The 22688-nt window shown below is 38.4% G+C and carries 19 protein-coding genes; 18 read left to right on the top strand and 1 reads right to left on the bottom strand.

Annotated features, from left to right (window positions below; translation table 11 throughout):
• The first annotated feature begins 127 nt into the window (after positions 1-127).
• From ACSBFT_RS15825 to ACSBFT_RS15790, 8 genes are all read left to right on the top strand, one after another.
• Entirely contained in the window at positions 128-3340 is a 3213-nt protein-coding gene (locus tag ACSBFT_RS15825) for a VCBS repeat-containing protein (RefSeq protein ID WP_489601380.1), read from the top strand.
• A gap of 144 nt (positions 3341-3484) precedes the next feature.
• The gene (locus ACSBFT_RS15820; RefSeq protein WP_489601378.1) at positions 3485-4093 is read left to right on the top strand and encodes a TetR/AcrR family transcriptional regulator; all 609 of its coding nucleotides are present in this window, start codon (positions 3485-3487) and stop codon (positions 4091-4093) included.
• A 2-nt stretch (positions 4094-4095) separates the two neighbouring features.
• A complete protein-coding gene (locus tag ACSBFT_RS15815; RefSeq protein ID WP_489601377.1) occupies positions 4096-5361 on the top strand; it encodes a TolC family protein in 1266 nt (421 codons plus the stop codon).
• Between the two features lie 13 nt (positions 5362-5374).
• Positions 5375-6355 carry an HlyD family secretion protein gene (locus ACSBFT_RS15810; RefSeq protein WP_489601376.1) on the top strand — a complete coding sequence of 327 codons (981 nt, stop codon included), beginning with the start codon at positions 5375-5377 and terminating at the stop codon, positions 6353-6355.
• The gene (locus ACSBFT_RS15805) at positions 6355-7284 is read left to right on the top strand and encodes an ABC transporter ATP-binding protein (RefSeq protein ID WP_489601375.1); all 930 of its coding nucleotides are present in this window, start codon (positions 6355-6357) and stop codon (positions 7282-7284) included. Before ACSBFT_RS15810 ends, ACSBFT_RS15805 begins: the two co-directional genes overlap by 1 nt.
• Positions 7277-8017: an ABC transporter ATP-binding protein gene (locus tag ACSBFT_RS15800; protein WP_489601374.1), complete on the top strand. Its 741-nt coding sequence runs from the start codon at positions 7277-7279 to the stop codon at positions 8015-8017. Before ACSBFT_RS15805 ends, ACSBFT_RS15800 begins: the two co-directional genes overlap by 8 nt.
• A gap of 27 nt (positions 8018-8044) precedes the next feature.
• Positions 8045-9151 (top strand): ABC transporter permease, encoded by a 1107-nt coding sequence (locus tag ACSBFT_RS15795; protein WP_489601373.1) that lies wholly within the window; start codon positions 8045-8047, stop codon positions 9149-9151.
• Positions 9152-9241: 90 nt separating this feature from the next.
• A complete protein-coding gene (locus ACSBFT_RS15790; protein WP_489601371.1) occupies positions 9242-10363 on the top strand; it encodes an ABC transporter permease in 1122 nt (373 codons plus the stop codon).
• A gap of 87 nt (positions 10364-10450) precedes the next feature.
• Here ACSBFT_RS15790 and ACSBFT_RS15785 read toward each other — a convergent pair whose 3' ends face one another.
• Positions 10451-11335, bottom strand: coding sequence for an AraC family transcriptional regulator (locus tag ACSBFT_RS15785; RefSeq protein WP_463044422.1), 885 nt, complete (start codon positions 11333-11335; stop codon positions 10451-10453).
• Between the two features lie 334 nt (positions 11336-11669).
• Between ACSBFT_RS15785 and ACSBFT_RS15780 the strand changes: the two genes are divergently transcribed.
• The 10 genes from ACSBFT_RS15780 (at position 11670) to ACSBFT_RS15735 (ending at position 22471) form a co-directional block, all read left to right on the top strand.
• Positions 11670-12836: a glycoside hydrolase family 130 protein gene (locus ACSBFT_RS15780; protein WP_489601370.1), complete on the top strand. Its 1167-nt coding sequence runs from the start codon at positions 11670-11672 to the stop codon at positions 12834-12836.
• A gap of 200 nt (positions 12837-13036) precedes the next feature.
• Positions 13037-14635 carry an MFS transporter gene (locus ACSBFT_RS15775; RefSeq protein WP_489601368.1) on the top strand — a complete coding sequence of 533 codons (1599 nt, stop codon included), beginning with the start codon at positions 13037-13039 and terminating at the stop codon, positions 14633-14635.
• A 3-nt stretch (positions 14636-14638) separates the two neighbouring features.
• Entirely contained in the window at positions 14639-15085 is a 447-nt protein-coding gene (locus ACSBFT_RS15770; protein WP_463046508.1) for a GNAT family N-acetyltransferase, read from the top strand.
• A 2-nt stretch (positions 15086-15087) separates the two neighbouring features.
• Positions 15088-15564, top strand: coding sequence for a GyrI-like domain-containing protein (locus ACSBFT_RS15765; RefSeq protein WP_489601367.1), 477 nt, complete (start codon positions 15088-15090; stop codon positions 15562-15564).
• Between the two features lie 97 nt (positions 15565-15661).
• Positions 15662-16888 (top strand): AGE family epimerase/isomerase, encoded by a 1227-nt coding sequence (locus tag ACSBFT_RS15760; protein WP_489601366.1) that lies wholly within the window; start codon positions 15662-15664, stop codon positions 16886-16888.
• A gap of 42 nt (positions 16889-16930) precedes the next feature.
• Complete coding sequence (gene bglX / locus ACSBFT_RS15755) at positions 16931-19174, top strand: beta-glucosidase BglX (protein WP_489601364.1); 2244 nt, start codon at positions 16931-16933, stop codon at positions 19172-19174.
• Positions 19175-19497: 323 nt separating this feature from the next.
• Entirely contained in the window at positions 19498-20610 is a 1113-nt protein-coding gene (locus ACSBFT_RS15750) for a PDDEXK nuclease domain-containing protein (RefSeq protein WP_489601363.1), read from the top strand.
• Between the two features lie 4 nt (positions 20611-20614).
• Positions 20615-21913, top strand: coding sequence for an acetylxylan esterase (locus ACSBFT_RS15745; protein ID WP_489601362.1), 1299 nt, complete (start codon positions 20615-20617; stop codon positions 21911-21913).
• A 50-nt stretch (positions 21914-21963) separates the two neighbouring features.
• Complete coding sequence (locus ACSBFT_RS15740; protein WP_489601361.1) at positions 21964-22179, top strand: hypothetical protein; 216 nt, start codon at positions 21964-21966, stop codon at positions 22177-22179.
• Complete coding sequence (locus tag ACSBFT_RS15735) at positions 22169-22471, top strand: type II toxin-antitoxin system RelE/ParE family toxin (RefSeq protein WP_489601359.1); 303 nt, start codon at positions 22169-22171, stop codon at positions 22469-22471. Before ACSBFT_RS15740 ends, ACSBFT_RS15735 begins: the two co-directional genes overlap by 11 nt.
• Positions 22472-22688: the final 217 nt, after the last annotated feature.

Below are 22688 nucleotides of genomic sequence, written 5' to 3'. Positions count from 1 at the left end.
ATTAAACAGTACAAGTTACCTGATTAGTTTTTAAAATATTGCACGCGATTTAGTTAAAAAGCTTTCAAAAAACTAATTTTATAGGTTTGTTGACTGTACCTCATCGCTCCTGTTTTAAAATTCTCAAATGAAGAAATATTTATATTTTGCTTTTATTGGTTTTCTCTCTTCTTGTCAGTCAAATGGCGATACGCTTTTTGAAAAATTGGGTTCCTCCGAAACGGGCATTGATTTTATCAATAGCATCCATGAAACGGACGACTTAAACGTACTGGTTTACGAGTATTTCTATAATGGAGGAGGAGTGGCTGCCGCCGATTTTGATAACGACGGTTTAATAGATTTATACTTTACAGCCAATCAAGGAGCTGATAAGGTCTATAAGAATTTAGGTCAACTGAAGTTTGAGGATAAGACGGCAAACTCGGGCGTAGAATGGCATGGTGAATGGAAAACAGGTGTCACGGTGGTTGACATTAATAACGATGGGCTATTAGATATTTATGTTTCTGTGTCAGGAAATGAAGAGAATCCAGCCTTGAGAAAAAATAAATTTTATATCAATGAAGGCAATTTTGTATTTAAAGACAAGGCAGCAGAATATGGATTAGATTGTAATGGATTTACTACCCAAACAGCCTTTTTTGATTATGATAAAGACGGAGACTTAGATGCTTATGTCATGAATCATAACGTGAAAGATTTTAAGCGTTTTGATGTTGAAGCTGTTCATTTTATGAGAGATGAATTTGCAGGTGACAAACTGTTTAGAAACGATAATAACAAGTTTGTGGATGTAAGTAAAGAAGCCGGGATTAAAGGAAATCCAATCGGTTTTGGTCTAGGTATTCAAGTTTCTGATTTGAATCAAGACGGATGGCCAGATATTTATATTTCAAACGACTATTTAGAAGGAGATTATTTATATGTCAATAATCAGGATGGTACTTTTTCGGATAAGATAGCCGAGATGGTAGACCACACCAGTTATTTCAGTATGGGAAATGATGTGGCGGATGTGAATAATGATATGCTGCCAGACATTTTTACTTCAGATATGCTTCCAGAGGATAATAGACGTCAAAAGCTACTTTTTGGGCCTGACAATTATGAAGGCTACTTGAATATGCTTCAGAATGGTTTTCACCCAGAAGTCATGCGTAATATGCTTCACATTAACGAAGGCAATGGAAGTTTTGCAGAGATGGGACAACTGGCAGGAATCTCTAATACAGACTGGAGTTGGTCGCCTTTATTGGCCGACTTTGATAATGACGGTTTTAAAGATATGTTTATTTCTAATGGTTATCTCAGAGACTATACCAATAACGATTTTGTCAAGTTTTATTCCGAACAGAGAAGTGAAGGAAGTGATAATGTAATGGATATTATAAATAAAATGCCATCTACTAAAACGGCCAATTACGTTTTCAGAAATAAAGGAGGTCAGACTTTTGAGAACGTTCAGAAAAGCTGGGGTTTTGAAGATGCTAGAATCACAAACGGAGCCATATATGCCGACTTAGATAACGACGGTGATTTAGAGATTATCACCAATAATTTAAATGAAGAGGCTAGTGTTTTTGAAAATAGAACCAAAGAAAACGGACATTTTATTGCCTTAAATTTGAAAGGTAATTCTAGTGAGATTCTGAATACAAAAATTAAGGTTTATACCGATAATAATTCTCAGTATAGGGAGTTTTCTCCTAATCATGGCTTTCAAAGTAGCTATTACGGAGCTCAGCTTTTCGGTCTAGGGAGCCTGACTGCCGTAAAAAAGATTGAAATAATTTATCCAGATGGAAGAGGGCAGACATTGTTAAATCCCGCTATCGATAAATATATGGACGTAGCATATAACCCTACAGAAATTCCCTCTCCTGAAAATGAAGTACCTTATTTTAAAGAACTTGATTTTCAATGGGTAGAGCATAGTCAAAAGCCTCTAAACGATTTTAATCGCCAAATTTTATTGCCCTGGATGTATTCTTATCAAGGGCCTTGTTTGATTAAAGGAGATATTAATGCAGATGGTATTGAGGATTTTTATCTAGGCGGCGGAAAGAATTTTCCTGGGCAGTTAATGAAAGGTTTGGGGAATGGCAAATATGTGGCTACCAATGAGGCTCTGATGAAACAGTGGGAGCTTTGCACAGATGTGGATGCTGCGTTTTTTGATGCCGATAATGATGGCGATCTAGACCTTTATGTTGTGGGTGGAGGATATGAGTATTTGCCGAACGACCTGATGCTTCAAAACAGACTTTATTTAAATGACGGAAAAGGAAATTTTTCTAAAACAGATGAAGCTTTCCCCGCAGACATTTTCTCTGACTCGGCGGTTGAGGTTTTAGACTTCGACAACGACGGCGATCAAGATCTTTTTGTTGCTGGTTTTGTGCTTCCTGGAGATTATCCTGTAGCCAATCCTTCAAGATTTTATGTGAATAACAAAGGCGTATTTACCAGATTAGCGTCTAAGGCTTTTGACAACTTGGGTTTAATTAAAGATGCTAAAGCAGTAGATTATGATGGTGATGGGAAAATGGATTTGGTTTTGGCAGGGGAATGGACAGAGATTAAAGTTTTAAAGAATTTGGGTGGTGATTTTGAAGTGAGGAATAATGTCATTCCAAGTGGAACGGGTATGTGGCAGAGTCTTCTCTTTGAAGATTTTGATGGTGATGGCGATATGGATTTAATAGCAGGAAACCTTGGACTTAATTCTCAATTCTGTGCTTCAGAGAAGGAACCCCTTCAGTTACATCTGGCAGACTATGATGGAAATGGAAGGATAGACCCCGTTATTTCTTGTTTTATACAGGGAGAAAGTTATCCCGCATATAGTAGAGATGAGCTCTTAGATCATATAGCACCACTCCGGAAAGTTTATAACACCTATGATATTTATGCAGGAGTAACCACCGCTAAATTTTTAGAGAACTTTCCGGACGTTATACCAGTAGTTTATAAAACCACGAACCTGTCGACCTCCTATTTCAAAAATGAGAATGGTAAGTTTATTAAGGCAGAATTGCCCGTCCAAATTCAGGCCGCACCCATTTATGCCATGCTGACTAAAGATGTAAATGGCGATGGAAAAATGGATTTAATAGCTGCGGGTAATAACACCCATACACGTGTTAGAATTGGAAATATTTCAGCGAATCATGGGCAGGTTTTCTTAAATGATGGTAAAGGGAATTTCTCTTTTGTTCCATCTTATAAAGCAGGTCTTAAGCTAAAAGGAGAAGTGCGTGCCTTGGCCGATGTCAATGGAAACCTTCTGGTGGGTCAAAGCGGAAATAAGATTAAGGCCTATATATTAGGAGATTAAGGTGCTTCTGTTATGCTGACTTATCGCTTTTTATGATTTCTTTCATAAAAACTTAAAGAATGTTTTTTTGGATTCTAATATTTTTCCCAATACGTTTGTGAAGTACTTAACCATATGGTTAAACTAACTAGATAGACTAAAAGGTTGGCGAAAGAAGAAACTACAGAGATTAAAATTCTCAAAGCGGCAGAGGAGATATTCCTTAAAAATGGAATGGACGGTTCACGTATGCAGGAAATAGCAGATGTAGCTGGCATAAATAAGGCTATGTTGCATTACTATTTCAGATCTAAGGAGATGCTTTTTGAAAAAGTTTTTAATGAGAAGGCTCTTTTGTTTTTTCCTGAGGTCACCGCAATATTTGAAACAGAAGCTCTGCTGGTAGATAAAGTGGATGCTTTTGTAGAAAAATATATCCTCTTTATGAATGAGCACCCGGTCATACCTTTTTTTATTATCAGTACTATTAATAGAAAGGAAAGTGATGGATTTATTGAAAAGTTGCCCTTTAAGAAGGCCATTGCAGAAAGTTTCATGAAAAGCTATTATAAAGACCTTGAGAAAGGTTTGGTGTCGGAATTGAACCCAATGCAGTTTATCCTATCTCTCATTGGAATGTGTATTTTTCCTTATCTAGGAAGGCCTATTTTACAGCACAGTTTCCAGTTGTCTCATGAGGCGTTTTTAGAGCTGATGGTGATGAGAATAAACGAGGTCCAAAACTATACCCGTAAAATTTTAAGTGTATTGTAATTATGAAGAAGGGATTGTTTTTCATTATCGGCATTTTGTTAGCAGGGCATTTAAGAGCCCAAGATGTCATTTCATTGGATGCTTTAGTAATAAAAGCTAAAGAGCATAGTCCACAGCAAAGTCAATTGGGTTTTATTGATCAAATAACGGATTTGCAAATAAAGAATCTGAAAGGGGCTTATTTACCGCAGTCGTCTTTAGGTGGGCAGGCCACTTGGCAATCGGAAGTAACCTCTTTGAATATTTCTTTACCAGGTGTTAATTTTCAGCCGCCACCTCAAGATCAATATAAAGTAACTTTGGATGTGCAGCAAAACCTTTGGGATGGAGGTGTTACCTCAATTCAAAAAACAATGGCTTTGGCCAGTCAAAAAGTTGAGAAAGCCAAAGTGGATGTAGACCTCTTTAAGACAGAAGAGCAGCTTACTCAGCTTTTCTTCGGAGTTATTTTTGCCGATAGGCAAAAGGTGAATGTGACGTTGATTTTGAATGAGATTGATGCCAATATAGCGAAGGTCAAATCTGCCGTTGAAAACGGAATTGCGATTCATAGTAATTTACTAGCTCTAGAGGCCAAAAAGCTGGAATTGCAACAGCAATACGTGGATATACAAACCAAAAGGGAATCTGCCATAGAAGCAATTTATCTATTAACAGGTGAGCAAATTCCAGTGGAAGCTACTTTTGAGTCTCCCGTATCTCTAGTGCCAAATTTCTCTCAAAACACAAGACCAGAACTTAATTTACTCACTGCCCAGCAACAGTCAACTAAAGCATTGGAGGGACTTGTGAAGTCTAAAAATATGCCGAAAGTCATGCTGTTTGGTACGGGAGGATACGGCAGGCCTGGCTTGAACTTTCTGGCCAAAGATTTCTCTTCTTATTTTATAGGAGGTGTTCAGTTAAAGGTGCCACTGAGTCATTTGTATAATGGTGGGCAATCTAATGAAATACAACAGCTTCAGATAAATAGAATGAGGCTAGATAAGCAAAAAGAAAGCTTCACTTTAGCTTCAAACATTCAAATGGCTGCTCAAAGAAAGGATATGGAAAGACTAGGAAAATTGGTACAAAGCGATCAGAAATTGATCAACATAAGAGAACAAATTACCAAAGTGGCCAATGCTCAACTGGAAAATGGTGTCATCACGGCCACAGACTATCTAGAAGAACTGAATAGAGAAGACTTAGCTAAACAGACCTTAATTCTGCACGAAGTTCAGCTTATGCAAACCGAAAGAAACATTAAACTCATTTTGGGTCAATAAAAAGTAATATAAAATGACAACACGATATATTTTATCATTGGTGATACTGGCTGCTTTTATGGGCGGCTGTGGAGGTAGCGATCATGAATTTGATGCCACAGGCGTTTTTGAAGCGTCCGAAATTATAGTCTCATCGGAGAGTTCGGGGAAGATCCTTGATCTGGGAATTGAAGAAGGTTCTGTGCTTACGGCTGGCCAATTGGTGGGCTTGGTAGATTGCGAAAACCTCAACCTACAGAAGTCTCAGTTAGAAGCTAGCTATGATGCCATAGGTGCCAAAAGAAATTCTGCGGGACCACAGGTTCAAGTCTTAAAGGAGCAGTTGAATTCTCAAAGACGACAGGTGGACACGCAAAAAGAACAATTGTCTGTTTTAGCTAAGGAGCAAGCCAGAGTTCAGAAACTGGTAGCCGCAGAAGCGGTTCCTACGAAACAACTCGACGATTTAAATGGAAATGTAGATGTGCTTCACAAGCAGATATTAACTGCCGAAAGTCAATTGAAGGTTACGCAACAACAAATAAAGTCTGCCGAAGAACAGATAGCCATAGGAAACAGAGCGGTGATGAGTGAGCAAAATCCTATGAAAGAAAGAATAGCTCAAATGGATAATTTGATAGGTAAATGTCAAATTCTTAATCCAATGGCTGGAACGGTATTGGTGAAATATGCTGAACAAAACGAAGTGACAGGTGCTGGAAAGGCACTTTACAAACTGGCAGATTTGACGGAACTAAAACTGAGAGCATATCTTACAAATACGCAATTGGCAAAAGTTAAAGTGGGACAGGAAGTTAGCGTTATGGTAGATAACGGAGAGGAAGATTTTAAAGAACTTAAGGGAACTATTGAATGGATAGCCGCTAAGGCAGAGTTCACACCAAAAACCATTCAAACGAAAGACGAAAGGGCTAACTTGGTTTATGCCACTAAAATTGTGGTGAAAAACGACGGTTTCTTGAAGATTGGGATGTATGGTGAAGTTAAATTATAATGTCGGCTGTTAGTGTTCAAAATATCACCAAAACGTATGAGAAAGGTAGCGTAACGGCACTGAAGGGTATAAACCTAGAAGTAAAAGAAGGCGAACTTTTCGGAATCATCGGTCCAGATGGAGCAGGGAAAACTACGCTGTTTAGAATCCTGACCACACTGTATATTCCTGATTCTGGAACGGCTAAAGTTATGGGTCTCGACGTGGTAGAAAAGCTCTGGGATATCAGGAAGATTGTTGGTTATATGCCAGGTAAATTTTCGCTTTACCAAGATTTAAGTATTGAGGAAAATCTGAATTTCTTTGCCACTGTTTTTGATACTACGGTAGCGGAGAATTACGAGCTGATAAAAGATATTTATATACAAATAGAGCCCTTTAAGCATAGACTTGCTGGAAAGTTATCGGGGGGAATGAAACAGAAACTAGCCTTATGCTGTGCTCTTATTCACGAACCCAAGGTTTTGTTTTTGGATGAACCCACCACAGGAGTGGATCCGGTTTCCAGAAAAGAATTCTGGGATATGCTGGATAAGCTAAAGGAGAAAGGAATCACCATTGTGGTTTCTACACCATACATGGACGAAGCCAGCAGATGTGATAGGATAGCTTTAATGCAGAAGGGAGAAATACTAGAATTAGACACGCTGGAGAATGTCATTACGAAGCATTATCAAAAGATGTATGCTATTAAGGGTGCCAATAGGTATAAATTAATGCTGGATATTAAAGCTTATAAGGGTACCGCCAGTTGCTTTGCCTTTGGGGAAGAAAATCATGTGACGCTAAATGCATCGGATTCCTCTGAAGAAGGACTAAAGCGTTTTTTAAAGGAAAAAGGGCATGAGGATGTGGTTGTAAAGATCATTGAGCCTGGAATAGAAGATGTGTTTATCAAACTAATGCTAGAGCAAGAAGCCCATGTCTGAAATAGTCATACATACCGAAAATTTAACCAGAAGATTTGGAGATTTTACAGCTGTGGATGCCATTAGTTTTGATGTAACAGCAGGAGAGATATTCGGTTTTTTAGGTGCCAATGGTGCAGGAAAAACTACAGCTATGAGAATTTTATGCGGACTTTTAGAGCCTACATCAGGCATAGGAAAAGTGGCAGGTTTTGATGTCTACAAGGAGAACGAGGAAATCAAAAAGAACATTGGTTACATGAGTCAAAAATTCTCATTATACGAGAATTTGACAGTGAGAGAAAACATCACATTCTTTGGTGGAATCTATGGTATTCCTAGAAAGGAACTGAAAGAAAAGGCCAATGTGCTTATTGATAGATTGGGGCTTGGCTCAGAGGCAGACAAATTGGTAGGTTCTTTGCCTTTAGGCTGGAAACAAAAAATCTCCTTTTCTACCGCAATTCTTCATGAACCCAAAATTGTGTTTTTAGATGAACCTACTGGCGGCGTAGACCCTATTACCAGAAGACAGTTTTGGGATATGATTTATGAAGCAGCAGACAGAGGGATTACGGTTTTTGTGACCACTCATTATATGGATGAAGCCGAGTATTGCGACAGGGTGAGCATTATGGTGGATGGTGCCATAGCGGCCTTAGACACGCCGTTCGAAATGAAAAAGTCTTTTGGCGTGAAGGATATGAACAATGTTTTTCTTCAGCTGGCGAGAGGAGCAAAAAGAGGAGAGTAGCAGACTAAAATTTATTTTAAATATAACATGAAAGTCTTTCTAGCTTTTGTAAGAAAAGAATTTAGGCACGTGCTGCGTGACAAAAGAAGTATGATTATTCTGATAGGTTTACCTATCGCGATGATGCTGCTCTTTGGTTTTGCTCTGACCTCTGAAGTGAAAAATTCTAAAGTGGCTATCTTAGATTTTTCTAATGATGAAACCACCAGATTATTAATAGACAAATTAGACCAAAGTAAATATTTCTCGGTCAATAAAATATTAAAAAGTGAAACGGAAATAGGGCCTGCTTTTAGGAGAGGAGAAGTAAGAATGGCGGTTATTTTCCCGCAGAATTTCCAGACGGATTTATTGCATGCTAATCATGCCCAAGTAAGGTTTGTGGGGGATGCCTCAGATCCCAATACTTCAAATATTATGATAAACTATGCTTCGGCTATTTTCATGGATTATCAGAACGAGTTATTTGGAGAAACTAAGCTGCCGTATCAGATAAAGACAGAAACTAGAATGCTTTATAACCCGCAGTTAAAGGGTGCCTATAGTTTTGTGCCAGGCGTGATGACCTTAATTCTAATGCTTTTGGGTGCCATGATGACTTCCGTTTCTATTGTGAAAGAGAAAGAAATGGGCACTATGGAAATTCTTTTGGTCTCTCCTATGAAACCTATATTGGTTGTTTTAAGCAAGGCCGTTCCTTATTTGGTTTTATGTTTTTTAGACGTGATTTTGATTTTGCTTATGGCGGTTTTTGTTTTAGACATGCCTATAGTAGGTTCGGTTCCATTGCTTTTGGCAGAGAGTTTATTGTTCATATTTACAGCTTTGTCTTTGGGCTTGTTAATCTCGGCCATAGTGGATTCTCAACAAGTGGCTATGTTTATTTCTTTGGTAGGTTTTCTAATGCCAGCTTTGGTTTTTAGTGGCTTTATGTTTCCAATTGAAAACATGCCATTGCCTCTTCAAATAGTTAGTAATGTGGTGCCTACCAAATGGTATTATGATATCATTAGCAGTATTATGGTAAAGGGTTTGGGCTTTGCTTTTGTGTGGAAACAAACGGCGATACTCTTTTTAATGACGCTGGTTTTTCTAACCGTGGCCATTAAGAAGTTTAAAGTAAGGTTAGCGTAAAATAAATAAGCATTAGCTCCATAGGAGCGGTACATCGGTAGAAAGGGGGGGACAACCCCTAATCGAATTAAGCCATTTAAATTGAAATAAATGAACAACCTATTTTTTCTGTTAGAGAAGGAGTTTAAACAGATTTTTCGTGACCCGGCTATTCTGCGTTTAATCTTGCTTATGCCCATAGTTCAGCTTGTTTTGATACCACTTGCGGCAGATTATGAAATAAAACAGATTAATATTTCTGTAGTTGATCACGACCATTCTACCTATTCCAGAAGGTTAACAGAAAAACTGACGACCTCAGGGTATTTCCAATTGGCAGAATACCATAATTCGTATAAGAAGTCATTAGAAACCGTAGGGAAAGGAGATACAGATATTATTTTGACCATTCCTGCCAATTTTGAAAGAGATTTAATAAAGGAAGATAAGAATACACTGCATTTGGCTGCAGATGCCGTAAATGGAGTAAGAGCGGGTTTAGGCACGGCCTATGCAACCCAAATTATAGGAAACTTCAATCAAGAAATTAGAGCGGAGTGGGTGCAGTTTCCTCGAATGTTTCCAATGCCTCAAATAGAAATAACTTCTTCAAACTGGTACAATCCACATATCAATTATTATCTATTTATGGTACCTGGTGTTTTAGCCATTTTGGTCACTATGGTAGGGAGCTTTTTGGCGGCTTTGAATATTGTAGCAGAAAAGGAAGTAGGCACTATAGAGCAGTTAAACGTTACGCCACTTAAAAAGCATGAGTTCATTTTAGGTAAACTGATACCTTTTTGGGTACTCGGTATGGTTTCTATTACTTTGGGAATGATAGGAGCGTGGCTCATTTTTGGGATAATACCTGTTGGCTCCTATTTAACCATATATATCTATGCCGCTGTATATCTATTAGGGGTTTTGGGTATCGGTTTGTTGGTGAGCACATTTGTAGATTCCCAGCAGCAGGCTACGCTTTTTGCTTTCTTTCTCATGATGATTTTTATCCTACTGGGTGGTCTTTATACGCCTATTGAGAGTATGCCTGAATGGGCACAATGGCTTACCAAAATAAATCCTCCGGCCTATTTTATTAGGGTTATTAGAGCAGTTTTTATTAAAGGAAGTACTTTTTCAGAGCTATTACCAGACTTTTTCGCTATGGTCGGTTTTGCCATTTTCTTTAACTTTTTAGCCGTAAGAAATTACAGCAAAAGAAGTGCTTAAAGGTTTCTTGGAAAGAACTGAAATCTGAATAAAAAAACGCCGAAGAATGGAACTTGCTGCATTGAAATAAAAAACACCAAAAGCTATCTAAATAAATGTTCTAGTACCGGCAAAGTCCTCTCTAAACTGCTTTGGTGTACAGTTTTTCTTAGATTTAAAAAGTCTGTTGAAATAAGAAAGGTTATTGAAACCACATTTATAGGCTATTTCTGAAATGGTTTCCGTAGTATCAATAAGTTTTCTGGAGGCATGGCCTAACCTAATTTCGTTAAGGCTATCTATAAAGGTTTTTCCCGTTCTCTTCTTAATGAATCTACTAAAGGATACGTCTGTCATTCCTGCAATTTTGGCCACATCAGATAGGGTAACTTCTTTGGCGAAGTGGATTCTCATATGAGCAAAAACCGCTTCTATTCTCCTACTGTTATATGTCGTCTTATTCCCTACAAAAGAATCCTCAGAGAGCAGCGTCATCTGGTCGGTTTTAGAGAGCTCATGCAAAATGCTTAGAAGTTCTAAAACACTGTCAAACCCAGTTTTCTGAGTAAGTGACTGAAATCTGGGTGTCAGTTTCTGAGCTATTTCTTTGGAAAAACTTATCCCTCTAATAGATTTTTCAAACAGTTTGCGAAGAAAATAGGATTGATTTCTTTTAAGGAAGTTTTCGTCAAACAGATCTCTATGAAACTGAATCGTGATTTCTTCTATTTTACCTTTTTCTTCGTCCAAGATAAAATCGTTGTTAACCCAGCCATGAGGCAAGTTAGAGCCTACCAGCACTAGCTCCACATCACCAATAACCTCTTGGTGATCTCCCACAATTCTCTTGACACCTTTGGCATTCAAAATAAAATTCAGTTCGTATTCTTCATGGAAGTGAACGGGGAAATCGAAGTTGGTCTTGGTTCTAGTTATGACGTAAAAACAGTCATAAGGAGTTAGGGGTGTTATTTCTCTGTAAACATGAGACATATTATTTCTTAGGGCTTAGGGTATATGACAAAAGTAGTGCTTTAAGTGTCGTTTTACCAAATCGTAAATTTCAGGGTTTATTTGCCAAGAGCCTTGTTTTATGAACATTATTACTCGCTCCTATTTTTTGTATGACTTATAAATTGATAAAAATGTGTTATTCTAGAAAGCCATTTGATTCTATTTTTGTATTGGATCCGCAAAGCATTAACCTGCTCTTTTTAGATTTAAGTAGGAAAGAAGACTTTAAAATGACGACCGATTCCAGAAATGTTCTGTTTGAGAACGGGTTAAGATAACTCAAATTTTATAGGCAAACGTATTCACATATTTAATGGAATTTAACAGTAGATTAGAAGCTTTAAAACGGCAAAAAGACGAATTGATTTCAAAAATCAATGAGAAGGAGAAATTAGGAAATGGGATTTTTGATAGATATAAGAATCCTGTTTTGACAGCGGAACATGTTCCACTAAGTTGGGAATATGACCTAAATCCGGCTACGAACCCCTTTCTCATGAAAAGGTTTGGAATAAATGCTGTCTTTAATGCTGGTGCCATAAAATGGAAAGGTAAATACGTTTTAGCCGCAAGGGTAGAGGGGTATGATAGAAAATCGTTTTTTGCAATTGCCGAAAGTGAAAATGGAATAGATAATTTTCAATTTTGGGATTATCCTGTAACTATGCCCGAGACAGAGAACCCAGACGGTAATGTTTATGACATACGTCTTACAAAGCACGAAGATGGATGGATTTACGGTGTTTTTTGTGCCGAAAGGAAAGACCCTAATGCCACACCAGGTGATGAATCTTCCGCACACGCCAGTGCAGGGATAGCAAGAACCAAAGATCTAATAACGTGGGAAAGGCTGGCAGATTTAAAAACGAGCAGCGACCAACAAAGAAATGCGGTTTTGCACCCCGAATTTGTAGGTGGAAAATACGCTTTTTACACACGTCCGCAAGATAGCTTCATAGATGCCGGTACTGGCGGAGGAATTGGTTTTGGAGTCTGCGAAGACATAGAAAATGCTGTCATTAAAAATGAAGTCATTTTACATGGAAAATCTTATCATACGGTTTATGAGGTGAAAAACGGACAAGGGCCGGTACCTATTAAAACAGAGAAAGGCTGGCTGCATCTGGCCCATGGGGTAAGAAACACGGCTGCCGGCTTACGATATGTGCTCTATATGTTTATGACAGACTTGAAGGACCTAAGCAAAGTCACGCATCTTCCTGGAGGGTATTTTATTGCTCCTGAAGGGGGAGAAAGAGTAGGAGATGTGTCTAACGTTGTTTTCACCAATGGTTGGATTGCAGACGAAGATGGTAAAATCTTCATTTACTACGCTTCTTCTGATACAAGAATGCATGTGGCTACCACCACGGTCGATAAATTAATGGATTATTGTATGAATACGCCAGAAGATGGCCTGCGTTCAGCGGCTTCTGTGGAAGTTTTAAAAAGCATTATTATCAAGAATAAATCTCTTTAGTATTTTCTACCTATCTATAAACAAGAAGCCTCTCTTTCTGAAAAGACGGAAGAGAGGTTTTCTTACACTAAATTTTACCTGAATTAGATAGCATTATCAAAGTAAACCTTATTTTTGAATGTTTAGATAAATAATACCCATGGAGTCTTCGAGTACCTTTTCATAAAATAATCTTAACTCCCTAACCTTAAACTTCAACCATGTCCGAAAAAAAGACGAATAACATGCCTGCCCTTTACACTCTAATGACCGTATGGTTCTTTTGGAGTTTCGTGGCAGCGTCTAATGGTATTCTTATTCCATTATTTAAAGAGAAATTTAATCTATCTCAAACCGAAGCTCAGCTGGTAGATTTTGCCTTTTATGCAGCGTATTTTGTCGGTTCTTGGCTTTATTTGGTGTTTTCTAAAATCATGAAAACAGATATTTTAAATAAAATAGGGTACAAAAACGGAATCGTTATTGGTCTTGGTTTATCGGCTTTGGGTACACTTTTGTTTTACCCTGCTGCAGTAACAGAGTCTTATGAATTGCTTTTAGGAGGTCTATTTATAGTAGGTCTTGGTTTTAGCCTTCAGCAAACTGCCACACAGCCTTTCATGATAGCTTTAGGGCCAGCCGAAACAGGTGCTCAGCGTATTAACATGGGCGGTGCGGTCAATAACTTTGGAGGAACCATCGGGCCAGCTTTAGTGAGTTATGCCATTTTCGGTTCTATTTCAAAAGATGCGGCATTAAATGCTTCCATCCAAGATGTAAAAATTCCTTATTTGATATTAGGAGCTCTTTTCGTGATTGTGGCTATTTTCTTTTTGGTGTCAAAACTACCTAGAATTAGAAACGAGGAAGAAGTTAAGGTAGACAACACCCTTACTTATGTACCGCTGGTATTCTTAGGTATTTTCGCCATAGTGTCTATTGCAGTAAGCATAGAAATGGCCATTATGGTAAGTTTTGGTATTATGATGCTCTTTGTAGCTTATGCCCTTTTTAGAGGTATAAGTTCAGGCCCTTTAACAGGAAAAGAGAATTCGGTTTTTGATTTCCCACAAGCTCTTTTAGGAATGGCCGCCATCTTTGTTTATGTAGGTGTAGAGGTTACTGTTGGTTCTAATTTGGGGGAATATTTAAAAGAGACACAGGGCTTAGATTCTTCAGAAATATCTAAATACGTATCGCTGTTTTGGGGTAGTATGATGATTGGCCGTTGGACAGCCGCCATGCCAGCCTTTAATCCTTCTGCTATGTGGAAGAAGATTTTGACTTGGGTGGTTCCTTTTACGGCTTTTGGTATTGTTTTAGGAGCTAACTCGCTTTACAGTGGTGATGTATCAGACCTTTATCCTTATGCCATTTGCGTTGTTATTATGATTTTAGCTTTCATAGCCGCAAGAGAAAAACCAGTTCTGATTTTATTGATATTTACGGCTTTAGGAGCCATTATGACCTGTATCGGTATTTTTAGTTCAGGAGATATTGCCCTTTTCTGTCTTATTTCTGGTGGACTTTTCTGTTCTATCCTGTGGCCTAGTATTTTCTCATTGGGTACAGCAGGTCTAGGTAAGTATACCAATCAAGGCTCAGCATTACTTATCATGATGATTTTAGGAGGAGCCATTTTGCCAGTAATTCAAGGGAAATTAGCAGATATGATAGGTATTCAGTTTTCTTACACTTTGGCAGCAGCCTGTTTCATATTCCTGTTTGTATTTGGCTTGGTAGCTCAGAAAACATTGAGAAAGCAAGGCATCGACTTTGACGCCGAAGTAGCCAAAGGGGCAGCAAAAGGCGGACACTAATTTATGCAAGACATTAATATCAGAGAATTTGGCGAAGATGATTTTGAGCAATTGCTTGAGCTCTTCAAAGAATTCTCTGTTTTTGAAAAACGCCCTCATATGATGGTCAATGATTTGACCACAATGAAGGCCGAGAAAGATTATTTCAAAGGTTTTGCTGCAGTTTTACCTGACGGTAAAATTGTGGGATATGCCACCTATAACTTTGTTTATTACACCTGGAGCGGGAAATCCATTTACATGGACGACCTCTACGTAAAACCTGCTCATAGAGGAACAGGTTTAGGCAAAGGACTTATCCATAAGGTGATAGACTTTGCTAGAGAAAACAAGTGCCAAAAAGTGAAATGGCAAGTTTCTCATTGGAATGTAAAAGCGAAAGAGTTTTATCGAAGTTTAGGAGCAGTAATAGATGATAACGAACAAAACTGCGACTTAAAATTGAATTAGGAATGAACCCCGAAATTATAGATTCACCCGAAAGGAAATTTATAGGTATGGCCTTAGAAATGACTTATAGTCAGGATACCACAGGTCAGTTATGGGGCAGCTTTATGCCGAGAAGACAAGAGGTGAAAAACAGGGTTCATCAAGGTTATTTCTCTCTGCAGGGCACAGATCCTGCTTTTACCATGTATGACAGAAATGTTGACAGGCCTTTTACAAAATGGGCTTTAGTAGAAGTCTCCAATTTTGATAATGTGCCAGAGGGCATGGAAACCTTCGTATTACCTGCTGGTAAATATGCCATCTTTCTTCACAAAGGAAAGAGCGTTCCCGCCTTCATAGAAAAGATAAAAACTATTTTAAGCGAATGGCTCCCGTCTTCAGGATTCCAAATTGACAACCGCCCCGACTTCGAAGTGCTAGAAGAAAACGCAAGAAATAACCCAGAAGCAGAAGAGGAGATTTGGGTGCCGATAAAGTAAGATTCTTGTCTGCAGAAAGTAATCCGTGAAATCCCTGTCTGCTGATTTATCCGCCGTAAGGAGGAAAAGCAGGCGTATTCCATTAAGTGAAAATCCAATGCTAAAAAATTTAAAAAAAGAAATTCAATCAGAGCTCAGCAATATCTTAGGATTTTGGTCAAAGAATACCCTCGATGAAATCAATGGAGGTTTTATTGGTAAAATGAGCACCTATGGTAAAATCCATCCAGCAGCCGAAAAGGGAGGAGTTCTTAATGCCCGAATTCTTTGGACATTCTCTGCTGCCGCTGGTTTTGAAAGTCTTTCAGAAGAAGAAAGAGAAACAAGTTTCGCTTTAGCCAATAGAGCTTTTGTGTATTTCAAAACAAATTTTGTGGACCATGAAAAGGGCGGCGTTTATTGGTCTATCAATGCTGATGGCTCTCCAAAATCAACTCGAAAACAAATCTACGGATTGGCTTTTGCCATTTATGGTTTATCAGAGTTTTACAAAGTATCAGAAAATGAAGAAGCCTTGGTTTTGGCTAAGAACCTTTATGAACTCATAGAAAAATACAGTTTCGATGAGCAGTATGGAGGGTATTGGGAAGCTTTCACCAAAGATTGGGAATTGTTAGAAGATTTGCGACTAAGCGAAAAGGACCGCAATGACCCTAAAACCATGAATACGCATTTGCACATCATTGAGGCATATGTGAATTTGTACAAAGTTTGGGAAGATGAAGGCTTGAAATCTAAAATTGAGCATTTACTAGAAGTTTTTGAAAACCATATAATTGATAAAGCGTCTGGCCACATGAAACTCTTTTTTGATGCAGCGTGGAATAATCAATCGGCTGGGATTTCTTATGGGCACGACATTGAAGCCGCATGGCTTTTACATGAAGCTGCGGCAGCATTAGGGAATGATGAGTTAACACAAAAATGGGAATCCTTTGCCATTCAAATGGCAGACGCCACCATAGAAGGGTTCAATTTGGACGGCAGTCTGAATCATGAAAAAGATGCTGACACAGGGCATATAGATACGCATAGAGAATGGTGGGTAAGTGCAGAGGCTATGATTGGCTTTTTGAACGCCTACCAGATTTCCAAAGAGGAAAAATATTTGCCTTTGGTAGAGCAATTATGGGATTTTACTAAAAATCATTTGATTGACCGTAAAAACGGCGAGTGGTATTGGGGCGTTTATGCTCCCACATCTTGCGAGCCAAATTATCAAATCATGGATGCCGAAGACAAAGTAGGTTTCTGGAAATGTCCCTATCATAATGCACGAGCGTGTATGGAATTGATTCTTAGATTGGAAGCAATAATTGCGTAGATTTATAACTGCAATTAGTAAGAAAAATAACCTAAATTATAAATGAAAAAATTAACCTTAAGTCTATCCTTTGCCTTATTGGCATTTATAAGTTTTGCCCAGTCTCCTTATAAAAACGCTAGTCTCTCAGACGAAGCTAGAATAGCAGATTTGCTTTCTAGAATGACTGTTGAAGAAAAAGTGGGGCAATTAAACCAAGTTAATGGCGGGGTTTTAACAGGCCCAAGTGTAGCAAATGACCCTGGAGCACAGGGTAAGGTACAATTACTAAAAGACGGTATGGTGGGTTCTTTCCTAAATGTGGTAGGAACAGAGCAAACATTGGCCACCCAAAAAATAGCAGTAGAACAAACAAGACTAGGCATTCCATTATTATTTGCCTTTGACGTGATTCACGGTTATAAAACCGTTTTCCCTATCCCCTTGGCAGAGGCTGCTTCGTGGGATTTGGCAGCCGCCGAGAAATCTGCTTCTATTGCTGCTAAGGAAGCCTCTTCAGCAGGATTGCACTGGACTTTCGCTCCTATGATGGACGTTTCTCGCGAGCCACGCTGGGGTAGAGTGATGGAGGGTTCAGGTGAAGATCCATATTTGCAAGGAAAATTTGCGGCAGCGAGGGTTAAGGGCTTTCAAGGAAACTTCGATGAAAATCATGTTTTGGCTACTATAAAGCATTTTGCGGCATACGGTGCTGTGGAAGCAGGTAGAGAATATAACACGGTAGATGTGAGCAGATATGCCCTTTGGAATTACTATTTACCTTCCTATAAAGCTGCTGTGGATGCGGGTGCTGCCACGGTGATGAATAGTTTCAATTTGGTGGATGGTATTCCTGCCGGTGGAAATGATTTTTTGGTCAATAAAGTGCTGAGAGACAAATGGGGTTTTGACGGCATGGTGATTTCTGACTGGGCGTCTTTTGGCGAAATGATAATTCACGGTTATTCGAAAGATGCTGAGCAAGCCGCCATTCAAGCTATTATGGCTGGTTCAGACATGGATATGGAAGCTGGAGTAACTAGAACTACCTTGGTAAACTCTGTAAAAGAAGGCAAAGTACCAATGGCTGTTTTAGATGCCGCGGTTAGTAGAGTGTTGGCCTTAAAATTCAAGCTTGGGCTATTTGACAATCCTTACAAATATCATGATGCTGCCAAAGAAAAAGCTACACTTATGGCGGATGCTCATTTAGCAGAAGCAAGAAAAGCTGCAGGAAACACCATGACTTTATTGAAAAACTCTGATGGCGTTTTACCATTGAAAAGTCCTAAAAACATTTTAGTCTTAGGTCATTTGGCTGAAAGTCAAGACGACGTTTTAGATTTCTGGAAAGGACAAGGCGAGCATAAATACACGGTAACCATTTTAGAAGGAATAAAAGCAAAGTACCCAAAAGCCAATGTTACTTTCATTCGCTCGGTGGGCAGAGAAGGTGATTTTGATGCAAGCTCTGTAAAGGAAATTAAGAAGGCCGCTAAAAAAGCTGATGTAATCATTGCTACAATTGGGCTTTTTGGTGATTTGGCAGGCGAGGCTCGTTCACTTTCTGATGTGTCGCCTTCTGATGGGCAAATAGAAATGTTGGCCAATGCAAAATCCACAGGTAAGCCAGTGGTAGTTTTGGTGCAGGCTGGCCGCCCAATGATTATGACAGATGTGGTTAAAAACTTCAATACGATACTTTATACTTGGATTGGCGGTACGCAGCACGGCCATGGAGTAGCTGATGTTTTGAGTGGTGATGTAAATCCTTCGGCCAAAACGGTGATGAGTTTTCCAGTAGCCATGGGTCAAATACCAGTTTATTATAATCACTATAACGGTAGCCGCCCACATATAGATGGAAACGAAGGTCCAGACCATTTCTGGGTGTCTCGTTACAGAGATATCCCTAATGAGCCTTTATATCCTTTCGGTTATGGTTTGAGCTATTCTACTTACAAATATTCAGATTTGAAAATCTCAAAAACTAGCATCAATCAGAATGAGTCTGTAAACGTTTCGGTGAATATCAAAAATACATCTGATGTAGATGGAACTGAAATAGTGCAGCTTTACATTAGAGATTTGGTTTCTCAGCCAGTGCGACCAGTAAAAGAATTGAAAGATTTCGCGAGAGTAGAAATAGCGGCTGGCCAATCAAAAACAGTAACATTCGAATTACCAGCCACCAAGCTTTCTTTCTTCGACCAAGACGGAAACGTTTTGCTTCAAAAAGGAGCTTTTAAAGTCTTTGTAGGAACGAACTCGAGAGACGTTTTAGAAGTGGGTTTGGAGTTGAGATAATGTTTTGAAATGACTTATTATTAATTTGTGCGGTAGCATTTTTATAAACTATCCATATTGTCAAAATACTGTTTGAAGGACGGTCAATTTTCTAAGTCAATTGTTTTTAATAGTGTTTCTCTTTTAAAAATTGAGTGTACAAGTTTATTTTGATAATGTTTTTTTGATTACTTTTTTACGATAAAAAAGTAATACCCGTCCGGTAGGACAACCATAGTAAACGCAAGAACGACCTGTTTGTATAAAAAGACGTCTGTACCTCATGAGATATTTGATTAAAACCCTACTATTCCTAAGCCTATTCACCTGGCAAAACCATTAACTTGAACCAACAATTCACACATATTGCCCAAATAATTCACCAGGCACGCACAAATGCCTTTAAAGCAGTAAATGCGGAGTTAATAAATTTATATTGGAATATGGGAGCATGTATTTCTAGGGAAACTGAGGCGGCTTCTTGGGGAGATAAAACTGTAGATGAACTTGCTAGCTCTTTGCAAAAGAACCATCCGGAACTGAAAGGTTTTAATAGAAGAGGTTTGTACAGAATGAAGCAGTTTTATGAAACCTATGCTTCTTTCTCAATTGTGACATCAAAGAAGACACAATTAGAAGGGGTTGAAAAAGGGGAAAATGCAATTGTGTCCTCGCCGAGGACACAATTGCAAATTGCTGATAATAAGGGTAGTATAAAGGTGCCCTCGTCAAGTACACAATTTGAAATAGATGACATTAGAGACACTATTTTATGTAGATTAAGCTGGACTCATCACCGAACAATATTTACTAGATGTGAAACGGAAGAGGAGATTGTGTTCTATCTAAAACAGGTCATTAAAGAGAGATACACCGTTAAGGAACTCGAACGCCAGATTTCTGCAGGATTGTTTGAACGAATGATGTTGAGTAAAACTAAAGCCGTTAACATGGTTCAAAAAACTTATTCTGAAATATCAAATACAATTCTTGATAGCTATGTGTTTGATTTTTTAAACCTAAAAGAGAAACATAGTGAAAGTGATTTGCAAAGAGGTTTAGTAAATCAAATGAAAGATTTCATTTTGGAACTGGGTAAAGACTTTCTATTTATTGGGGAAGAGTATAAAGTCCAAGTTGGCAATAGTGACTTTTACATAGATTTACTATTCTTTCATAGAAGCCTACAATGTTTAATTGCATTCGAACTAAAAGCGGACAAATTCAAACCAGAGCATCTAGGGAAGTTAAATTTTTACTTAGAAGCTCTTGATAGGGATGTTAAAGGTCAAAACGAAAATCCAAGCATTGGCGTGTTATTGTGTAAAGATAAAGAGGAGGAAGTTGTGGAATATGCACTTAGCAGAAGCCTGTCGCCGACGTTGGTATCTGAATACAAAACAAAACTACCTGATAAGAAATTGCTTCAAAAGAAGCTCCATGAAATTTTTAATTAACCCAATGAAAAACCTAACCCTACTACTCCTAAGCCTATTCGTATGGCAAAATCTTATAGCTCAGCCACCACCAGACCATCAATGGGTGGAGGTGGTAGTTTCGCCAAATAACTCAAATTGGCTTTATGAAATAGGAGAGGAGGCCGAGTTTACGGTTACCGTTCTTAAGAAAAATGTACCCTTAGAAAACGCTACTATTAAATACGCTATAGGTCCTGAAAAAATGCCTGCCACTATCCAAAATGAAGTGGTGTTAAAATATGGTGCCATTAAGATAAGTGGAGGTACCATGAAAACCCCAGGGTTTCTAAGGTGTCATGTCAGTACAGAGGTAGACGGAAAGACATATTCTGGTTGGGCTACAGCAGGTTTTGAACCTGAAAAAATCAAAGCTACAGTTAAGAAGCCTGTTAATTTCAATATCTTCTGGAATGAGGCTTTGGCAGAAAACGCCAAACTTCCTTTAGATACGAAAATGACGCTTTTATCAGAACGATGCACCGAAAAGGTGAATGTGTATCATGTCAGTCTTCAAAACTGGAAAAGAGGAGCAAGACTTTACGGAATCCTATGTGTACCCAAAGCCGAAGGGAAATATCCTGCTGTACTAAAAGTACCTGGAGCAGGTATTAGACCTTATTATGGCGATGTTCAGTTTGCCGAAGATGGCGTTATAAGCTTCGAAATAGGCATTCATGGTATTTCGGTGATTATGCCGCAGCAAAATTACGACGACCTTTTATCTGGCTGGAATAATCACTATTGGAATAATAACCTGAACGACAAAGACACTTACTTCTACAAACGTGTGTATATGGGCGTGGTGAGAGCCAATGACTTCATAACATCGCTTCCGCAGTGGGATGGTAAGAACTTGGGTGTAATGGGAAGCAGCCAAGGTGGTACTTTGACGCTGGTGACTGCAGGTCTTGATAAAAGAGTGACAGCCGCTTCTCCAGTACACCCAGCTATGTGCGATTTGACAGGATATTTAGAAGGAAGAGCAGGCGGTTGGCCACATTATTTGGCAGATACCACTAAATGGTCAAGAGCAAGCCATCCTGACGTTTTAGAAACTATCGGCTATTATGATGCTGTCAATTTTGCGAGGCAAGTCACCGTGCCCGTTTTATTCTCTTTTGGTTTTAATGACACCACCTGTCCGCCCACATCTGTTTATGCGGCATACAATAGCATCACTAGCCCAAAGGAAACCTTTTTGGCAGTAGAATCCTCACATTGGATTTTTCCAGAGCAATATGAGAAACAACGAGCTTGGATGATGAAGCAATTGAAGAAGTGATTTTCACCCAAAAGTTTTGTTAAATTTGTTTAGGCTAAAATATTTTGAATATGACACAATTATTAGTTGAGGTTCCAGAAGAAGAATTAGATTTTTTCAATTCGCTTATAGAAAAATTTAAATACAACTCAAGAGTATTGGAAGATGAAGATGAATTCTCACCTGATTTAAAGGCACTTTTAGATGAGCGATTGGAAGAAGATGAATCCAAATATATTCCAATTGAAAAGGCTAATGCCTTTTTAGAGAAAAAATATGGTTTATAAAATCATTATATCTCAAAGGGCTTTAGATGAACTTGAAAGTGCGATTGAGTATTATTCTCGTAATAAGTCTAGTACTATTGTTTTTTACAAGGCATATAAAAATACGCTATCGACTTTAGAGATAAATCCATTTTTTCAAAAAAGGTATAAAAATATAAGAGGCCTACCAATTCCTAAATATCCTTATATGATATTGTTTACAGTCGATAAAGCAAATAAGGTAGTAGAAATTAGATCTATTTTTAACACCTTTCTAAATCCCAATAAGTATCCTTTAATAGAATTAGTGTAATGAATAAAAAAAGCGAACCAAACTGGCCCGCTTAATTTTATATAGAAGATTTTTATCACTTCCGTAAATGCACTGTTCTTTGTGGAAAAGGAATTTCAATTTTCGTATCCTTTCTTAAGTTGCTTGTGCATGTAGAAATACACATCCCAGTAATGTTCGCTTTTTGCCCATGGACGAACCGTGAAATTTCCCGAGCAGCAGGAAAAACAGCGAGCTT

The sequence above is a fragment of the Arcticibacterium sp. SM2516 genome (assembly GCF_057914865.1).
The sequence above is the reverse complement of the archived record's forward strand: the minus strand, read 5'-3'. Positions and strand labels throughout refer to the sequence as shown.

Bases quoted from the DNA above. Each gene is read 5' to 3' on its own strand.
- ACSBFT_RS15815 (WP_489601377.1), top strand. From the start codon at position 4,096: ATGAAGAAGGGATTGTTTTTCATTATCGGCATTTTGTTAGCAGGGCAT.
- ACSBFT_RS15825 (WP_489601380.1), top strand. From the start codon at position 128: ATGAAGAAATATTTATATTTTGCTTTTATTGGTTTTCTCTCTTCTTGT.
- ACSBFT_RS15780 (WP_489601370.1), top strand. From the start codon at position 11,670: ATGGAATTTAACAGTAGATTAGAAGCTTTAAAACGGCAAAAAGACGAA.
- ACSBFT_RS15735 (WP_489601359.1), top strand. From the start codon at position 22,169: ATGGTTTATAAAATCATTATATCTCAAAGGGCTTTAGATGAACTTGAA.
- ACSBFT_RS15775 (WP_489601368.1), top strand. From the start codon at position 13,037: ATGTCCGAAAAAAAGACGAATAACATGCCTGCCCTTTACACTCTAATG.
- ACSBFT_RS15795 (WP_489601373.1), top strand. From the start codon at position 8,045: ATGAAAGTCTTTCTAGCTTTTGTAAGAAAAGAATTTAGGCACGTGCTG.
- ACSBFT_RS15790 (WP_489601371.1), top strand. From the start codon at position 9,242: ATGAACAACCTATTTTTTCTGTTAGAGAAGGAGTTTAAACAGATTTTT.
- ACSBFT_RS15770 (WP_463046508.1), top strand. From the start codon at position 14,639: ATGCAAGACATTAATATCAGAGAATTTGGCGAAGATGATTTTGAGCAA.
- ACSBFT_RS15765 (WP_489601367.1), top strand. From the start codon at position 15,088: ATGAACCCCGAAATTATAGATTCACCCGAAAGGAAATTTATAGGTATG.
- ACSBFT_RS15805 (WP_489601375.1), top strand. From the start codon at position 6,355: ATGTCGGCTGTTAGTGTTCAAAATATCACCAAAACGTATGAGAAAGGT.
- ACSBFT_RS15785 (WP_463044422.1), bottom strand. From the start codon at position 11,335: ATGTCTCATGTTTACAGAGAAATAACACCCCTAACTCCTTATGACTGT.
- ACSBFT_RS15800 (WP_489601374.1), top strand. From the start codon at position 7,277: ATGTCTGAAATAGTCATACATACCGAAAATTTAACCAGAAGATTTGGA.
- ACSBFT_RS15760 (WP_489601366.1), top strand. From the start codon at position 15,662: ATGCTAAAAAATTTAAAAAAAGAAATTCAATCAGAGCTCAGCAATATC.
- bglX (WP_489601364.1), top strand. From the start codon at position 16,931: ATGAAAAAATTAACCTTAAGTCTATCCTTTGCCTTATTGGCATTTATA.
- ACSBFT_RS15740 (WP_489601361.1), top strand. From the start codon at position 21,964: ATGACACAATTATTAGTTGAGGTTCCAGAAGAAGAATTAGATTTTTTC.
- ACSBFT_RS15745 (WP_489601362.1), top strand. From the start codon at position 20,615: ATGAAAAACCTAACCCTACTACTCCTAAGCCTATTCGTATGGCAAAAT.
- ACSBFT_RS15810 (WP_489601376.1), top strand. From the start codon at position 5,375: ATGACAACACGATATATTTTATCATTGGTGATACTGGCTGCTTTTATG.